Raw genomic sequence first — 16,138 nt, 5'->3', positions numbered from 1 at the left:
GTTGACGCCTTTCTTCAACGCCGATGGGCCTCTTCGATCGTCTGCTCGGTTCCCGTAACGCTGCGGCGGCCTCGAAGCCGGCCTCCAAACCCAAGAAGGAAGCCGAAGCGTTCTTCCTGGAGCCAGACGCCTCCACCAGCATGGGGGATGTGAACTTCATGCGGCGCTCCAACACGATTCGCCATACCTTCCCGGGTACGGCTGATAACCCCGGCAACAAGGAGATGGTGCAGGAGGTGGCCTCGATGGAGGCGCGTCTGGAACGGGCCTCGGAAGGACTCCCCGGCATGGCTTCCGCCAGCGCTGAGATGAATCTCACCGGCGGTGTGCCCAAGCCGGTCAAGAAGACCTTTGCCAAGCAGATGTCCGCCGCTGAGCTGGAGCAGCGGCTCAAGGGCTCGGCCGTGACCGGGGTGAACGTCCCGGGTGGGGCCGCTGCCGCCAGGAAGCAGAACGACACCGACGCCAACGACCAACCGGCGATCACCCGTCAGCAGGGCAAGCCCGGATCGATCGATCCGTTCAAGTCCATGGTCAAGGATCTCAACGCCTGAGCGGCAGGCTGGGGCGCTTGATCAGGCCCTAACGGGCTTCGATCATGGCCTCACTGTCCAGAACCAGCTGGCGTAGCTGGTCCAGCTGGTTCTGGTTCGCGCTCTCCCAGAGTCCGCGGTGGTGGGCCTCCAGCAGTCGTTCGGCCATATCTCGCAGGGCCCAGGGGTTGGCGCCCTGCAGGAACTGGCGCACGGCTGCATCCCCCAGCCAGCGGTCACAGAGAGCTCCATAGCTCCAGTCCGGTACCCGGCCGGTGCTGGCGTCGTAGGCGAACAGGTAATCCAGACTGGCCGCCATCTCGAATCCTCCCTTGTAGCCGTGCTCGCGCATGGCATCGATCCAGCGGGGGTTGAGTACGCGGCTGCGCAGCACCTTGTCGAATTCCCGTTCCAGCCGATGCAGGCGCGGCCGCTGGCTACGGGAATGATCGCCGAACCACAGGGCCGGAGCTGAGCCACTGAGCGCTTCAGCGGCGGCGCTGAGGCCTCCCTGGAACTGGTAGTAATCATCCGAGTCGAGCAGGTCGTGCTCGCGGTTGTCCTGGTTGTGCAACACCACCTCAACGTGGCGCAGCCGCCGCTCCAGACCGCTGCGATCGATGCGGGCGTCAATCGCCCCGGGGGCCAGAGCCGTCGAGCCGGCTGAGCTGCCCAGACCGGCGTCCCCGTCATACCGCCACTGACTCCAGTTGAGGAAGGCCTCCCCCAGATCGCGGCGCTCCTCCCAGTGGCCGCTGTCGATCAGGCCCTGCAGACCGGCGCCGTAGGCCCCTGGCGCCGATCCATAGACACGGCCGCTGTGGCCCTCGCGGCGGGCCGCCGCCGCCAGGGGATTGGACTCCTCGGGTTCATCCAGCGCCGCCACCATGGCCGTGGCCCGGTTGATCCAGCCCACCAGCTGGGGAAAGGCGTCGCGGAACAGCCCCGAGATCCGCAGGGTCACGTCCACCCGTGGCCGCTGCAGCACGCGCAGGGGAATCAGCTCGAGATCCACCATCCGCCGGGTGGGTCCGTCCCAGACCGGTTGCACCCCCAGCAGGGCCAGGGCCTGGGCGATGTCTTCGCCACCGTTGCGCATCGTGGCTGTGCCCCACACCGACAGGGCCAGGCAGCGCAGGTCGTCGCCCTGCTCCTGGAGGTGCAACTCCAGCAGCAGGGCGGCACTGCGGCGTCCCAGATCCCAGGCCGCTTCGGTGGGCAGGCCCCGCAGATCGACCGAATAGAAGTTGCGGCCCGTGGGCAAGAGATCGGGGCGGCCGCGGGTGGGGGCACCGGAAGGCCCGGCGGCGATGCGCTCGCCGGCCAGTCCCCGCAGAAAGGCCTGCTGTTCGGCATCGCCACAGGCCAGCAGCCGTGGCAGCAGAACGGTCTGGACCCTGTCCAGGGCGGCTGCCGTGCTGGCGCCCCACACCGGCGGCTGGGCTGCAGCTGTGACCCCGGAATCGCTGTCTTCAGGGTCCTTCAGCAGCGGTTGGAGCAGCGCCAGAGCGGCCTGCTCCAGCAACACCACACCATCGCCCACGTGGCGCAGGGGTACCGAGCACTGCTGAGCCTGCAGCGCCTGCAGACGTTGCCGGTCGAGCTCGCTCAGGCGCGCCTCCTCCGGATCGCTCCAGGGGTCGAGGTCGAGGTTGAGGTCCCGGGCCAGCGCCTGCGTGAAACCCGGTTGGCGGTCCTGCGGTGCGCGGGCCAGGCAAAGCAGCAGTTCGGTCAATTTGCCGGCCGACGGCAGGGTGCCGTAGGTGTGCAGCCCCAGGCGGATCTGAGCCTCCTTCAGCTCGCAGAGATAGCCATCGGCTGCCTCAAGGCGCTCCTCCAGGGTCCGGATCGCAGTCGATTCTTCCTCTTCCTGGCAACTGCCGGGCTCCAGGGGAAATTCCAGTCCCTCCAGACGTTCGGCCAGCCGCCTGCGCAGGGAGATGGCGCGTTCGCTGCCCAGTTGGCAGGCCTCCCAGTATTCGTCGAGCAGTGCCTCCAGTTCCTGCAGGTCGCCATGGAGCCCGGCCCGCCCCAGCGGTGGGGTGAGGTGATCGAGGATCACCGCCTGGGCCCGGCGCTTGGCTTGCGACCCCTCGCCCGGGTCATTGACGATGAAGGGATAGAGGTGCGGCATCGGCCCCAGGGCCCATTCCGGATAGCAGTCGGACGAGAGGCCCAGGCCCTTGCCGGGCAGCCATTCGAGATTGCCGTGCTTGCCCACATGCACCACCACCTGGGCTGCGAAGCTCTGCCGCAGCCACAGGTACTGGGCCAGGTAGGCATGGGTGGGCGGCAGATCGGGGCTGTGATAGCTGAGGCTGGGATCGCGGTCATAGCCCCGTTCCGGCTGGATCAGCAGCACCACCCGCCCGAAGCGCAATCCACGGATCGGAAAGCCGGCCGCCTCCAGGCCGCCATCCCGCTCCGGCGGACCCCAGACGGCTTCCAGCCGCTCCCGGCCTGCCGGCGGCAGGGATGCGTACCACTGCACGTAGCACTCCAGGGGAAGATGGTCCAGGGCCGGCCGGTGACCGCTCTCGGGGTCGTTGCTGCGGCCCGCCAGCAGGCGCTGGATCAGGGCGTCGCCATCGGCGGGCAGTGCCGGCTCGTGACGGGTAGCACCAAGGGCAAGGTCCTGGTCGGGATCCGCCAGGTCGTAGCCGGCCTGCGCCAGCCACTGCAGCATCAGGGCGGCGCTGGCTGGCGTGTCCAGCCCGACACCGTTGGCCAGGCGACTGTTGCGCGTGGGGTAATTGGCCAGCACGAGTGCCACGCGCCGCTCCGCGGCCGCGGTCGTCCGCAGCCGGATCCAGTGGGCCGTGAGCTGGGCGATCCAAGCCAACCGCTCCGGGTCGGGCCGGTAACGCGTCAAGGCCACGGATAACCGTTCACTGGCTTGCTCGGTTTCCTTGAAGGCGCCGATGCGGGTGGTGAGCCGGCCATCCAGTTCCGGCAACGCCACCTGCAGCGACAGATCCACCGGCCCGAGGCCAATGCTGCTGGCCTGCCAGGTGGCGCGCGGCTGGCCGCTGGTGAGCAGCTGCAGCACCGGCACGTTCAGGGCCTCCCACAGCGGCGCCCCCAGCCCTGCCTCCGAGACGCTTACCGAGGCAAAGGCGGTGGCACAGAGCACCGCCTGCACCTGTTCGCGGCTCAGGAGGTCGGCCACGCCCCGTTGCACGACCGCATCCCGCAGTCCGCTGACCCACAGGGCCCGGGGACAGAGCCCCTGCCCCCGCAAGGCCTTGAGACAGTCCTCCACCAGGGCCAGATCGCCGGCCTGGTGCAGGGCCCGGTAAAGCAGCAGCCCCACCCGCGGGCCCGGATCGTTCTGCCAGTCGTGGGGCAGGGGATCGGCCAGCGGGCTGGGCTGCGGCGGGACCACTTCCCGCCCCTCCAGGAGACAGCGCAGGCTGCGCAGCATCCGACGCAGGTTCTCCGCCCCGCCCTCCCGCAGGCAGCCGGCCAGGCCGATGGCCAGAGCTGGTGGGACGCTGCCCAGGTTCGCCAGGGCACGGTCTTCGTCGGCGGTGCCGGCCAGCACCACCAGCGTTCGCCTGACTGGATCCTGCTGCCACCAGTCCTGCAGGCGCTCCAGGCCGTAACTCCAGTGACCCTTCCCCCCCAGCAGGCGCACCACCACCAACCGGGCTGCTGCCACCGTGCTGGCGACGTAGTGATCGATCACGGCCGGATGGACCAGCGCCGCCAGGTTGAGGGCGCGAAGGTCACTGCCGAGCAGATCCGGCTCAGCCACCAGCAGGGCTTCCAGCGCCACGATGTCGGTGTCGGCACTGGTGAGCAGCAGCACCGGCGCCGCTGGCTGCTCAACGAACGCTCCCTGCGCCGCTTCCTCGGCTGAACCTGGAACCGTGGCCAATCGATGCATGGCCTCATCCTGGGTGCTTGCGGGCACGGCCGGGGCCTGGCAGTGAGAAGATCGCTCCAGAAACGCCGGTCCGATGCATCAGTTCCTCCCCTATGCCTGGTTCGGCGGTCAGTGCGTGCCATTTGCAGAGGCGACCCTGTCGGTGGCCACCCACGCGCTTCATTACGGCACCGGCGCGTTCGGGGGGATGCGGGCGATACCCAATCCAAGCGATTCCAGTGAGATTCTGCTGTTTCGTGCCGATCGCCATGCGCGCCGCCTCAGTCAGAGCGCGCGGCTGCTGCTCACGGAACTGAGCGAGGAAACGATCCACGCAGCCATCCACGCGTTTCTGCAGGCGAACAAACCCACCTGTCCGGTTTATCTGCGGCCATTCGTCTACACCAGCGATCTGGGCATCGCCCCGCGCCTGCACGACATCCAGACCGACTTTCTGATCTACGGCATTGAGCTGGGCGACTATCTGTCTCCCGAAGGGGTGAGCTGCCGCATCAGCTCCTGGACCCGCCAGGAAGATCGCTCCCTGCCGCTGCGCGGCAAGATCTCCGGCGCCTACATCACCAGTTCCCTGGCGAAAACAGAGGCAGTGCGCAGTGGCTTTGATGAAGCTCTGCTGCTCAACAGCCGCGGCAAGATGAGCGAAGCCAGCGGTATGAATCTCTTCATCGTGCGCGATGGTGTGCTGATCACACCCGGCGTGGATCAGGACATCCTCGAGGGCATCACCCGGGCCAGTGTGCTGGAACTGGCCCGCGACATGGGCATCCCCACCCTGGAGCGACCGGTCGACAAGACCGAGCTCTTTGTGGCCGATGAGGTGTTTCTCAGTGGAACCGCAGCGCGGGTCACACCGGTTCGGCGGGTTGAAACCACCGACCTTCCCGCGCAGAGACCGATCATGGAACGGCTGCGCGAACGCCTCACCCTGATCACGGAGGGCCGGGATCCCGCCTATGACCATTGGGTGACGCGCATTCGCCTCGAGGCCTGAGCGACAGGAACACCCGCAGATGGTCATCACTGCCCCCTCCTCTCCGACCGAAGGTTCTGCCAACGCAGGGCCCCGTCAGCAGCGCACTGGATTTCTGGAGCGCCTTCATGGCCCCCATCGTCCGGTGTTGGTGTTCGACGGCGCCACCGGCACCTCGCTGCAGCAGATGAATCTGACGGCCGAGGATTTCGGTGGGGCTGCCCTGGAGGGTTGCAACGAGGTTCTGGTGATGTCCAGGCCCGATGCCGTGCAGGCGGTGCACCGCCAGTTCCTTGAAGTTGGCGCCGATGTGATCGAGACCGACACCTTCGGTGCCACGTCCCTGGTGTTGGCTGAATACGACATCGCCGATCAGGCCTTCGCCCTGAACAAACGGGCCGCCGCGTTGGCCCGTGAGATGGCCGATGCCTACAGCACCCCCGACAAACCGCGCTTCGTGGCGGGTTCGATGGGTCCCACCACCAAGTTGCCCACCCTGGGCCACGTTGCCTTCGAGACGATGCGGGCCTCCTTCCAGGAGCAGGCCGAGGGCCTTCTGGCGGGAGATGTGGATCTGTTCATCGTCGAGACCTGCCAGGACGTTCTCCAGATCAAGGCGGCCTTGCAGGGCCTGGAGGCGGCATTCAAGGCCACAGGTGAGCGAAGGCCTCTGATGGTCAGCGTGACCATGGAGACCACCGGCACGATGCTGGTGGGTTCGGACATAGCCGCCGTGGTGGCGATCCTGGAGCCCTTTTCGATTGATGTGCTCGGCCTCAACTGCGCCACTGGCCCGGAGCAGATGAAGGAGCACATCCGCTACCTCAGCGCCAACAGTCCCTTTGTGGTGAGCTGCATCCCCAATGCCGGCCTGCCCGAGAACATCGGCGGGGTGGCCCATTACCGGCTGACGCCGCTGGAGATGAAGCTGCAGCTGCTGCACTTCGTCGAAGATCTCGGCGTCCAGGTGATCGGAGGCTGCTGTGGCACCACCCCCGCCCACATCGGCGCCCTGGTGGAGCTGGCGGCCGAGCTCAGCCCAGCCCCCCGCGAGGTGCGTCGCTCCGATGCACTCCAGGCTGCCGATGGCGATGCCACCCACAGCGGCCCGCGGCCGTTGTTGCGCTACGAGCCCGCTGCTGCCTCGATCTATGGCACCACGCCGTATCACCAGGACAACTCCTTCCTGATCATCGGCGAGCGGCTCAATGCCAGTGGCAGCAAAAAGGTGCGCGAACTGTTGGCGGCGGAAGACTGGGACGGTCTGGTGGCCGTGGCCCGCAACCAGGTGAAGGAGAACGCCCACGTGCTTGACGTCAACGTCGATTACGTGGGCCGCGATGGTGAACGCGACATGCACCAGCTGGTGAGCCGGTTGGTGACCAATGTCAATCTGCCGTTGATGCTCGATTCCACCGAGTGGCAGAAGATGGAGGCCGGCCTCAAGGTGGCCGGTGGCAAGTGCATCCTCAACTCGACCAACTACGAAGACGGCGACGAGCGTTTCTTCAAGGTGCTGGAGCTGGCCAAGGCCTACGGCGCTGGTGTGGTGGTCGGCACCATCGATGAAGAGGGCATGGCACGCACGGCGGAGCGCAAGTTCGCCATTGCACAACGCGCTTACCGCGATGCCCTGGAGTTCGGCATCCCTGCCCATGAACTCTTTTACGACCCCCTGGCCCTGCCGATCTCCACCGGCATCGAGGAGGATCGGCTCAATGCTGCCGCCACGATCGAATCGATCCGCCGGATCCGCACGCAGTTGCCGGGCGTGCACGTGGTGCTGGGCGTCAGCAATGTGAGTTTTGGACTGTCACCAGCTGCCCGTATCGTGTTGAACTCCGTGTTCTTGCACGACTGCTGCGCGGCCGGCATGGATGCCGCGATAGTCAGCCCGGCCAAGATTCTGCCGCTGGTGAAGATCAGTGAGGAGCACCAGCAGGTCTGCCGCGATCTGATTCACGATCGCCGTCGCTTTGTGAATGCCAGCGAAGCTGGCATCTCGGCGACGGAGGCGGCAAAAGCTGGAGCGGTCTGCAACTACGACCCGCTCACGGTGTTGACCACCCTGTTCGAAGGGGTGAGCGCCCGTGAGGCGCGGGCTTCGGGGCCATCGCTGACCGATCTTCCTGTGGAAGAGCGGCTGAAACAGCACATCATTGATGGGGAACGGATCGGCCTGGAGCCAAGCCTCGATGAAGCCCTGGCCAGTTATCCGCCGCTGCAGATCATCAACACTTTCCTGCTGGATGGCATGAAGGTGGTGGGCGAACTGTTCGGTTCCGGCCAGATGCAGTTGCCCTTTGTGCTGCAGAGTGCTGAAACCATGAAGTCGGCGGTGGCCTATCTCGAGCCCCACATGGAGAAGCAGGAGGGGGAGAGCAGCGGCAAGGGCAAGTTTCTGATTGCCACCGTGAAGGGCGACGTCCACGATATCGGCAAGAATCTGGTGGATATCATTCTTACCAACAATGGCTATGAGGTGATCAATCTCGGCATCAAACAGAGTTGTGATGCCATCATTGAGGCCCAGCAGAAACACAATGCCGATTGCATTGCCATGAGTGGTCTGCTGGTCAAATCCACGGCCTTCATGAAGGACAACCTTGAGGCCTTCAATCAGGCCGGCATCGGTGTGCCCGTGATTCTCGGTGGTGCTGCACTGACGCCGCGCTTCGTCAACGGTGACTGCCGCGCCGCCTATCGCGGCCTGGTGGTCTATGGCCGCGATGCGTTTGCCGATCTGCGCTTCATGGATGCCTTGATGGATGCGAAATCAGCCGGCACCTGGGATGATCAGAAGGGTTTCCTGGCGGGCGTTCCCGAAGGGCTTGGTCTGGCCAGTGCCGATGGTAATGCGGGCCCTGAGGATGGTGCCACCACTCCCGCTGAAACGTCTTCAAGTCAGACATCTTCGTCTGAGACATCTGCGGACATTGCGTCCCAGCTTCACTCCGGTGCTGTTCAGCCTGCCGGCTCCATCTCCCCTGGCCCCAACGACCATCGTTCTGAGATGGTGCCCGAGGAGCCGGCCCTGACCCCACCGTTCTGGGGCAGCAGAGTCCTCAACGAAAACGACATCGATCTAGAGGAGGTGTTTGCCTACCTCGATCGTCAGGCCCTGTTCGCTGGCCAGTGGCAATTGCGCAAAACCCAGCAGCAATCACGTGCCGACTACGAAGCCATGCTGGTCGAGAAGGCTGAGCCCGTGCTGCAGCACTGGAAGCAACGGTGCATCAACGAAAGCCTGCTGACCCCGCGGGTGGCGTATGGCTATTTCCCCTGCGGCCGCAGCGGCAATGCCGTGGTGATCTTTGATCCCACGGGTCTGGCTGAATCGGATAGCCCCAGCCAGGCGGGCCGCGAACTGGGCCGTTTTGAACTGCCGCGTCAGCGGGCTGGCAACCGCTACTGCATCGCCGATTTCTACCGCGATCTGGTGATCGGTGCCGATGGAGAGCCCAGGCCTGCCGACATGATGCCGATGCAGGCGGTGACCATGGGGGAGGGGGCCACCACGTTTGCGCAGCAGCTGTTCCAAGCGGATCAATACACGGATTACCTCTATTTCCATGGCCTTGCCGTGCAGATGGCCGAGGCCCTGGCGGAGTGGGTCCATGCCCGCATCCGAAAGGAGCTCGGCTTCGCCGCCGAGGAACCCGCGGCCCTTCGGGATGTGCTGGCGCAGCGCTACCGAGGCAGCCGCTATTCCTTCGGCTATCCGGCCTGTCCCAATGTGGCCGATTCCCGTCCCCAGCTGGCATGGCTCGGTGCCGAGCGCATTGGTCTGTCCATGGATGAGAGTGATCAGCTGGATCCTGAGCAGAGCACCACAGCCCTGGTGGCACTGCACAGCAAGGCCCGCTACTTCAGCGCCTGATCTCGGCCGTCTGCCCTTGGCCGTGCCTGCTGCCCCAGGGTCATGGCAGGCTTTTGCCGCCTCTCTGTTTGCGATCCATGGCCATTGCCGGACCCGGTGGTGTTGATGCCGCCATTGCCTCCGGGCTTGATCTCGATGGCACCCCCATTCCCGTCGAGATGGTGGAGCTCTACAACGAGGTGATGGAGCTCGAAAGCCAGCGTTCCCGCAGCGGCGTCAAGAAGTCGATGCGAAACCGCATCGTCAAGACCGGCTCCAAGCACTTCGATCAGGCCTCTCTGGATGCCCGTCTCAAGGCTGCCGGCTGGGACGGCCTCAAGGACAAGGAGATTGCCTTCTTCTATTCCTGAGCGCCGCTCCTGGGGCTCCAGCCTCGGATCCCTGGCCCTGGCGGTCAGGGACGCGATCGGGTCAGCTCAGTCGGCACACATGGCCTCGAGCGTGTCGATCACCTCCTGCTGGAACTCCTCGAGCTCGGTCGAGTCACTCAGATCAACCCCCTCACCGGCAGCGTTCTGAGTCAGTTCCTGAAAGTGAAACGCTCCTTCGCCGTGGGCCAGGAACTCCATGGCGGAGGGTTCACCGCTCTCCTTGTAGGCGTCGCACAGGGCCATGAAGGCCGCGTCTTCGGTGAAATCCCAGCTCATGAAGGGGGGTGGCAATCAACGACCTTTAACGCCTACCCCCCGGATCCCGTCAACCTCCTGGGGAAAGCTTGTGCCAGTCCTTCGTCAGACTGCGACACAACCGCCCCCCCTACGGCCGTGTCCAGCTCCGTTCCTGACTCGCCCCTGGTTTCCGCCTCCGAGGCGCGCAACGTGCTCGACCAACCCCTGGAGCTGTGCGGCTGTGCCCCGTTGACCGGGTGGCATCGCGACGGCTACTGCCGCACCGATCCCACCGATCTGGGCCGCCACACCGTCTGTTGCGTGGTCAGTGAGGCGTTCCTCACCTATGCCCGTGCCCAGGGCAACGACCTCACCACGCCCGTTCCGGAGTTCCAGTTTCCCGGCCTCAAGCCGGGAGATGCCTGGTGCGTCTGCGCAGCCCGCTGGCTGGAGGCCTACGACGACGGTATGGCGCCGCCCGTGCGGCTGGCGGCCTGCGAACGCTCCACCCTTGAGATCATCCCGCTGGAGGTGCTGCGCGAGCATGCCGTCTGAGCCGCCTGCTCACCAGGGAATCGCCGCCCCGTCCCATGCCCAGAAGTTGCCGCTCTGCTCCGGCCCCAGGCCACTGATCACATCCAGGAGGTGATCAGCGGCCCGCCGGGGTGTGAACAACTGCTCGGCTGGCACCGAGCCGCGAAAGGGGGCTGAGAAGGCGGTGGCCGTGGTGCCGGGGTGCAGCAGGCTGACGCAGGCCAGGGGCAGCCGTCGTTGCCACTCCAGGGCCAGGGTGCGCAGCAGCTGGTTCTGGGCGGCCTTGGCGCCCCGGTAGGCGTACCAGCCGCCGAGCCGGTTGTCGCCGATGCTGCCCACCCGGGCCGACAGGCTGGCGAACTGGCAGGGCTCGCGGCGCGGCAGGCAGGGCTCCACGGCTTGCGCCAGCAGGATGGGCCCGAAGGCATTCACCGCGAAGCTCTGCTCCAGGGCCTGGCGCTTCACCTGGCTGAGCCGCTTCTCCGGTTGGAGAGCAGGGGCGTGCAGCAGACCAGCGGTGTTGATCACCAGCCGCAGGGTCGGCGCCGTGGCTTGGATCCGTGCGGCAAAAGTGCCCAGGCTGAGGTCATCGCTCAGGTCCAGAGGCAGCCAGACCACCTCCTCCGGCAGGCGATCGGGCCGATGGCGACCGGCAGCATGCAGCCGCAGCCCCGGAGCACGCTGTTGCAAGGCCTCCAGCAGGGCCATGCCGATGCCGCCGGCTCCCACCACCAGCGCTTCCCCCTGCCAGCGCTCCAACGGGGCCAGGGCCGCGGAGGGCTGCGGTGGATTCGGCATGGCAGGGATCCCTGGATGGCGCATGATGACGGCCCCACCGCGGCAGTCGCGGTTTCTCGTCCGTTTGCGCATGGCTCTGAGGCTTGTCGTTCTGGGCCGCGGTGCCTGGGGCACCACCCTCACCGATCTGTGGCGCCGCGCCGGTCATCACGTCGTGGTCTGGTCGCGCCGGGATGGCGGCGATGCCAAGGCGCTGCTGGGCGATCGGGATCTGGTGGTGGCGGCCGTGGCGATGGCCGGCATCGAGCCCCTGGCGAGCCAGTTGAGCGCCGCCTGGCCGGACGATCTGCCCCTGTTGAGCTGCAGCAAGGGTCTCGATCCGGATCGGCTCTGCACCGCCACCCAGCTCTGGCGGCAACACCTCGCGAACGCAGCGCTGGCGGTGCTGAGCGGTCCCAACCTGGCCACGGAGCTGCAGCAGGGTCTGCCCGCCGCCAGCGTTCTGGCCTCCCAGAAGGCGACGCTGGCCCGCCATCTGCAACGGGAGCTGAGCAGCGACAACCTGCGCCTCTACACCAATGCTGACCCGATCGGCGTCGAAGCCGCCGGGGCCCTCAAGAACGTGATGGCCCTGGCGGCCGGCATCTGCGACGGTCTTGGCCTGGGTGCCAATGCCCGCGCCTCGCTGCTCTGCCGGGGGCTGGCGGAACTCGGCCTGGTGGTGCGCGGCATGGGGGGTGATCCCGCCACCACCTATGGCCTGGCGGGCCTGGGGGATCTGCTGGCCACGGCCACCAGCTCCCTGAGCCGCAACTATCGCTGCGGCGTTCTGCTGGCGGAGGGGCTGGACGAAACCGCCGCCATCGCCCGGATCGGGGCCACGGTGGAGGGCCGTGCCACCGCCAGGGCCGTGCTGCGGTTGGCCCAACAGAACGGTTGGCATCTGCCCATCTGCGATCAGGTGGTGCAGGTGCTTGAGGGCCGCACGACACCCCGCCGGGCCGTGGCGGATCTGATGGAACGGCAGCTCACGTCAGAGTGATCTGCCCACCTTCATTCGCGCCTGCGTGATGCTCCCAGCCCTGCTGATCGAGGCCTTCGCCGAACGGCCCCTGGCCGGCAACGGTGCCGCCGTTGTGCGGCTGGAGCGACCCGCCAGCGACGCCTGGCTGCAGGGGGTGGCCACCAGCCTGCGCCAGTCGGAAACGGCCTTTCTGCTGCCAGCGCCTGGCGGAGGCTGGGCCCTGCGCTGGTTCACCCCCAGCTGTGAGGTGCCGCTCTGCGGCCACGCCACCCTGGCTGCGCTGCTGGCGCTGGGGGCCTGGGGCCTGTTGGAACCTGGCGCGTCCACTGCCCTGCTCAGCCGCAGTGGCCCCCTGGTCGTGCAGCTGGCCGAAGACGATCCGGGCCGTGGACGGATCGAGCTCCCGAGCGCACCGCTGCAGCCGGCAGAACTGCCGGATCCGCTGGCGGCGCTGCTGCATCGTCGACTCGGCTCAGGCGTGGAGCAGTACTGGCATTCCGCGCTGGGGTACTGCGTCGCTCTGTTGCCGCCGGCGGCCCAGCTGGGCCAGCTCGATGGTCTGGCAGCGGAGCTGCAGGGGGAGGCGCGGGCAGGGCTTGTGCTGATGCAGCAGTGCGCCCAGACCAGCCATGCGGAGGGCTCTGGCGTTGCTTCTGGCGAGCTGGTCGGTGGCCGCCCCGCCGACTTCCGCCTGCGCTTCTTCGCCCCGGGGCTCGGCATCGATGAGGACCCGGTCACCGGATCCGCCCATGCCCTGGTGGCCCCCTACTGGATCGAGCGCCTCAACCGGCCGGTGGTGGGCTGGCAGTGTTCCAGCCGGCCAGGCGGCATGCTCTGTGAGGCGGCATCTTCAGGCATGATCCGCTTGACCGGTACGGGCCATCTGTTGTGGAACGGCAGCTTGCAGGCAGAACCCGATGGCAGCGGTGCCGAGAGCTGGGCAGCACTCTGGGCCGCTGCCTGAACCTGCCCTGGCTGCCTCCGTTCAGCCGGCGTCTGCTGCTGACCGGCCCCCTGGCGGCGGGAGCTCTCGCCGTCGGTTTTGCGGCCCAGGGCCTCATGGCCAGCAGCCGCGGCACGGCCGACGACGATCGCCTGCTCGCAGCCCTGGTGGCCAGCCCCACCACCACCACGACGGCCTCCCGCAGCGCGGCCGGCACGGCAGCTGGCGGTGAGGAGCGGATGGCGCCGACCCAGGACCAGCTGAGCGGCCTCCAGGCCGAGCGGGCCGCCAGTGCGGCGTCCCAGCGCCTCGATCTGGTGGAGCCTGGGGCTGGTGCACCGGTGGCCCTGGAGATCCGCGTGGCCTTACTGGGGGCTGCCGGCCAGCCCCGACTGGGGGCCAGCGGCCCCTGGCAGCTGCTCAGCCGCGACGGCCGCCTGCTGCAGCAGGGTTCCGCTGGCGATGCTGTGGCCCTGGGGGCTCTGCCATCCGGCCTGGCGGAAGCCTGGTTACAGACAAGTTCCGGCGTGCTGCTGGTTGATGGCCAGGCCTATGCAGGCCGCTTGAGGCTCCTGCTCAACGGCAGTGGCGTGGAGCTTGTCAACCATCTTTCGCTCGAGGACTACGTGGCCTCGGTGGTGGGGGCGGAAATGCCCAGCAGCTGGAACATGGAGGCCCTGCGGGCCCAGGCCGTGGCGGCCCGTTCCTATGCCCTGGCTCACATGGCCCGGCCGGCCAGCCGCCATTGGCACCTGGGCAACACCACCCGCTGGCAGGCGTATCGCGGACTGGCCAGCGTCAGCGAGCGAACCCGACAGGCAGCTGCCTCCACCGCCGGCCTGATCCTCAGCTACCAGGGCGGGATCGTCGAAAGCCTCTACGCCTCCACCCAGCAGATCAGTTCGGAGGCCCATGGCCATCTCGGCGCCAGCATGAGCCAGCACGGTGCCCAGGATCTGGCTGAGCAGGGTCTTCGGTACAACCAGATCCTCGGCCGCTACTACCAGGGTGCCTCCCTGGCCCGCCTCAAGGCCGGTGCCGGGTAACTCCCTGATGCGGGGCACGCGTCCCGGCCAGCGCGCCGCTCGGCTCTGGCGTCGTGCCCTGGCCGTCTCTGAGCGGGCCTTGGCCGCCGGTGCCCTGGTGCCACTGCGTACGGAGCGGGTGCCCCATCCGAGCAGCGCCCCCTTCGTGTTGCGTCGACTGCTTTCCAGCACCCCCAAGCATCTGCGGGCGGGCGGGCCCAAGCCGAACCCATTCCTGCCCTGGGAACCGCTGCTGCAGGTGGAGCTGCTGGGCGAAAGCCATGTGGTGCTGCTCAACAAATTCCCCGTGCAGCGGGGCCATCTGCTGCTGATCACCAGCCAGTGGCAAGCTCAGGCCGGTTGGCTGCAGGAGAACGACTGGGCCAGCGTGGCCCACGTAGCCAGCGATACCGGCGGGCTCTGGTTCTTCAACAGCTGTGCCGAAGCCGGGGCCAGCCAGCCGCATCGGCATCTGCAGCTGTTGCCGCGCCACCCCGGCGAACCGAGCTGCCCGTTGGCTCCGAGGCTGCGCTGCCAGCTCGATGGGCTGGCTCCTGCCTGGCCCTGGGCCTACAGGCTCAGCCGCCGCCACGATCCACTCGGCTGCTCCGACCTGCCCAGCCTTTACCAGGAGCACTGCCGTTCCCTCGGCCTGGGCAGCCCGGAATCCGATCGTCAGCCCCGTCACCCCTACAACCTGCTCTTCGATGACGACTGGTTCCTGACCGTGCGGCGGGTGCGGGAACATGCGGCCGGTTTCAGCGTCAATGCGCTCGGCTTCGCCGGCTGCCTGCTGTGTTGTCCATCCTCACGTCTGGACTGGATTGAGACAGAGGGCCCCTTTCGATTGCTGCAAGAGGTGGCGGCATCGCCCGAGCTCCTGCTTGAGTCCCAGATCGAGGGACTGACCGCCCCCGACTGATCCCTGCGGGCTGATCACTGCCGACCGGACCCTCTTGAACAGGCTCCTCCCGCAGTCACGGTGCAGCTGGCGACTGGAAGGCTGGGCTCGAAGGCCGTGGTTTCACGGAATCTTGCCCCTCCGGCCGGCTGATTCCGTGGAATCGCGGTTGAGGACGACGCCCGGCTGCGGCTGAGTGAACCGAGGAGACCCCCACCGGTGCTCTCCGATGGCCATTCGCCTCCGATTCGATGTCTCGCCGTTGTCTGCCAGCACCAGCCGCCGCTCGATCCACCGCCGAGCAGCGCCGGAATGCACGCGTGCTCCAGTACCTCCAGATTGTGCGGCCCCTGGCCTTGCACTATTCCCGCTGCTGCCGTGAGCCCCTGGATGACCTCCTGCAGGTCGGGATGCTGGGGCTGCTGCGCGCCGCCGAGCTCTACAACCAGGACCGCGCTGTGCCTTTTGAGGCCTTTGCCCGGCCCCATGTGCGGGGCGCCATCCTCCACTACCTGCGCGATTCCGTCGGTTGCGTGAGGCTGCCCCGTCGCCAGGTGGAGATGCTCGATCGGTTGCGGGTGCTGGGACGGGAGATCGAATGCCAGCAGGGGCGCACCCCCGGCTCCGAGGAGCTGCGGCGGGCTCTGGGCCTCAGCCCCGAGCAGTGGCATGTGCTGCGCCAGGGGGAGCAACTCAAGCGTGCGGCTTCGCTGGAGGGTCTGGTCGGAACCGAACCCACTGCCCTGCCGGATGCCAGCCGGGAGGAAGTCTCAGGCGGTCACGATGACCTGACTGGCTTCAACGGGAGCAGCCCGACATCGGTGGAGCGGCTGCTGGCCAACCTCGACCCGGCTCTGGCCACTCTGGTACGCCAGGTCGTTCTGGGAGGCTGGAGCTATCGCCGCGTCGCCCGGCAGCTGCAGGTGAGTCCGATGACGGCCCGCCGCTGGTTTCTTGGAGCGCTGGATCAGTTGCGCAGCCAGTGGGGGCAACTGAGGCTCAATCCTGAGGGTCCAGCGGCTGGTCTCGGCGCATCTGTGCTTCCAGGGTGTTGATCGCGGCTGTCACTGCCGCCAGCTGCCGCTCGATTCCA

General features: G+C 67.1%; 13 protein-coding genes. 10 read left to right on the top strand and 3 right to left on the bottom strand.

Features of this window, described 5'->3' with window-relative positions:
- The first annotated feature begins 23 nt into the window (after nt 1-23).
- Nucleotides 24-554: a hypothetical protein gene (locus tag H8F24_RS16235; protein WP_197170248.1), complete on the top strand. Its 531-nt coding sequence runs from the start codon at nt 24-26 to the stop codon at nt 552-554.
- A gap of 28 nt (nt 555-582) precedes the next feature.
- On the opposite strand, the gene cobN is transcribed toward H8F24_RS16235, so the two are convergent.
- Entirely contained in the window at nt 583-4,422 is a 3,840-nt protein-coding gene (gene cobN, locus H8F24_RS16230) for a cobaltochelatase subunit CobN (RefSeq protein ID WP_197172458.1), read from the bottom strand.
- A 73-nt stretch (nt 4,423-4,495) separates the two neighbouring features.
- On the opposite strand from cobN, the gene H8F24_RS16225 reads away from it, so the two are divergent.
- From H8F24_RS16225 to H8F24_RS16215, 3 genes are all read left to right on the top strand, one after another.
- A complete protein-coding gene (locus H8F24_RS16225) occupies nt 4,496-5,413 on the top strand; it encodes a branched-chain amino acid transaminase (protein WP_197170247.1) in 918 nt (305 codons plus the stop codon).
- Nucleotides 5,414-5,432: 19 nt separating this feature from the next.
- Nucleotides 5,433-9,272, top strand: a complete 3,840-nt coding sequence (gene metH / locus H8F24_RS16220; RefSeq protein ID WP_197170246.1) for a methionine synthase — start codon at nt 5,433-5,435, stop codon at nt 9,270-9,272.
- Nucleotides 9,273-9,349: 77 nt separating this feature from the next.
- Nucleotides 9,350-9,622 carry a DUF4090 family protein gene (locus H8F24_RS16215; RefSeq protein WP_197155811.1) on the top strand — a complete coding sequence of 91 codons (273 nt, stop codon included), beginning with the start codon at nt 9,350-9,352 and terminating at the stop codon, nt 9,620-9,622.
- A 66-nt stretch (nt 9,623-9,688) separates the two neighbouring features.
- On the opposite strand, the gene H8F24_RS16210 is transcribed toward H8F24_RS16215, so the two are convergent.
- Nucleotides 9,689-9,919 carry a hypothetical protein gene (locus H8F24_RS16210; protein ID WP_197159286.1) on the bottom strand — a complete coding sequence of 77 codons (231 nt, stop codon included), beginning with the start codon at nt 9,917-9,919 and terminating at the stop codon, nt 9,689-9,691.
- A gap of 117 nt (nt 9,920-10,036) precedes the next feature.
- Here H8F24_RS16210 and H8F24_RS16205 point away from each other — a divergent pair, with 117 nt between their 5' ends.
- A complete protein-coding gene (locus H8F24_RS16205; protein ID WP_231597912.1) occupies nt 10,037-10,435 on the top strand; it encodes a DUF2237 family protein in 399 nt (132 codons plus the stop codon).
- 9 nt (nt 10,436-10,444) lie between these two features.
- Here the strand turns inward: H8F24_RS16205 and H8F24_RS16200 are convergent, their stop codons facing one another.
- Nucleotides 10,445-11,212 (bottom strand): SDR family NAD(P)-dependent oxidoreductase, encoded by a 768-nt coding sequence (locus H8F24_RS16200; protein WP_197170245.1) that lies wholly within the window; start codon nt 11,210-11,212, stop codon nt 10,445-10,447.
- A 70-nt stretch (nt 11,213-11,282) separates the two neighbouring features.
- Here H8F24_RS16200 and H8F24_RS16195 point away from each other — a divergent pair, with 70 nt between their 5' ends.
- From H8F24_RS16195 to H8F24_RS16175, 5 genes are all read left to right on the top strand, one after another.
- Complete coding sequence (locus H8F24_RS16195; protein ID WP_197155808.1) at nt 11,283-12,194, top strand: NAD(P)H-dependent glycerol-3-phosphate dehydrogenase; 912 nt, start codon at nt 11,283-11,285, stop codon at nt 12,192-12,194.
- A gap of 28 nt (nt 12,195-12,222) precedes the next feature.
- Nucleotides 12,223-13,140 (top strand): PhzF family phenazine biosynthesis protein, encoded by a 918-nt coding sequence (locus H8F24_RS16190; RefSeq protein ID WP_197170244.1) that lies wholly within the window; start codon nt 12,223-12,225, stop codon nt 13,138-13,140.
- Nucleotides 13,065-14,165 carry a SpoIID/LytB domain-containing protein gene (locus H8F24_RS16185; RefSeq protein WP_322758732.1) on the top strand — a complete coding sequence of 367 codons (1,101 nt, stop codon included), beginning with the start codon at nt 13,065-13,067 and terminating at the stop codon, nt 14,163-14,165. Before H8F24_RS16190 ends, H8F24_RS16185 begins: the two co-directional genes overlap by 76 nt.
- On the top strand, nt 14,155-15,066 hold the full coding sequence (locus tag H8F24_RS16180) for an ATP adenylyltransferase (protein WP_322758733.1): 912 nt from the start codon (nt 14,155-14,157) through the stop codon (nt 15,064-15,066). The genes H8F24_RS16185 and H8F24_RS16180 overlap by 11 nt, the downstream gene beginning before the upstream one ends.
- Nucleotides 15,067-15,365: 299 nt before the next feature.
- Entirely contained in the window at nt 15,366-16,100 is a 735-nt protein-coding gene (locus tag H8F24_RS16175) for a sigma-70 family RNA polymerase sigma factor (protein WP_197170243.1), read from the top strand.
- Nucleotides 16,101-16,138: the final 38 nt, after the last annotated feature.

It is taken from the genome of Synechococcus sp. CBW1002 (genome assembly GCF_015840915.1).
Classification (GTDB): domain Bacteria; phylum Cyanobacteriota; class Cyanobacteriia; order PCC-6307; family Cyanobiaceae; genus CBW1002.
Note: the sequence above shows the minus strand (reverse complement) of the source record. Positions and strands in the feature narration are given on the sequence as shown.

Excerpts from the sequence above, each read along its gene's own strand:
- H8F24_RS16235 (WP_197170248.1), top strand. The coding sequence starts at position 24 with ATGGGCCTCTTCGATCGTCTGCTCGGTTCCCGTAACGCTGCGGCGGCC.
- cobN (WP_197172458.1), bottom strand. The coding sequence starts at position 4,422 with ATGCATCGATTGGCCACGGTTCCAGGTTCAGCCGAGGAAGCGGCGCAG.
- H8F24_RS16225 (WP_197170247.1), top strand. The coding sequence starts at position 4,496 with ATGCATCAGTTCCTCCCCTATGCCTGGTTCGGCGGTCAGTGCGTGCCA.
- metH (WP_197170246.1), top strand. The coding sequence starts at position 5,433 with ATGGTCATCACTGCCCCCTCCTCTCCGACCGAAGGTTCTGCCAACGCA.
- H8F24_RS16215 (WP_197155811.1), top strand. The coding sequence starts at position 9,350 with ATGGCCATTGCCGGACCCGGTGGTGTTGATGCCGCCATTGCCTCCGGG.
- H8F24_RS16210 (WP_197159286.1), bottom strand. The coding sequence starts at position 9,919 with ATGAGCTGGGATTTCACCGAAGACGCGGCCTTCATGGCCCTGTGCGAC.
- H8F24_RS16200 (WP_197170245.1), bottom strand. The coding sequence starts at position 11,212 with ATGCCGAATCCACCGCAGCCCTCCGCGGCCCTGGCCCCGTTGGAGCGC.
- H8F24_RS16195 (WP_197155808.1), top strand. The coding sequence starts at position 11,283 with ATGGCTCTGAGGCTTGTCGTTCTGGGCCGCGGTGCCTGGGGCACCACC.
- H8F24_RS16190 (WP_197170244.1), top strand. The coding sequence starts at position 12,223 with ATGCTCCCAGCCCTGCTGATCGAGGCCTTCGCCGAACGGCCCCTGGCC.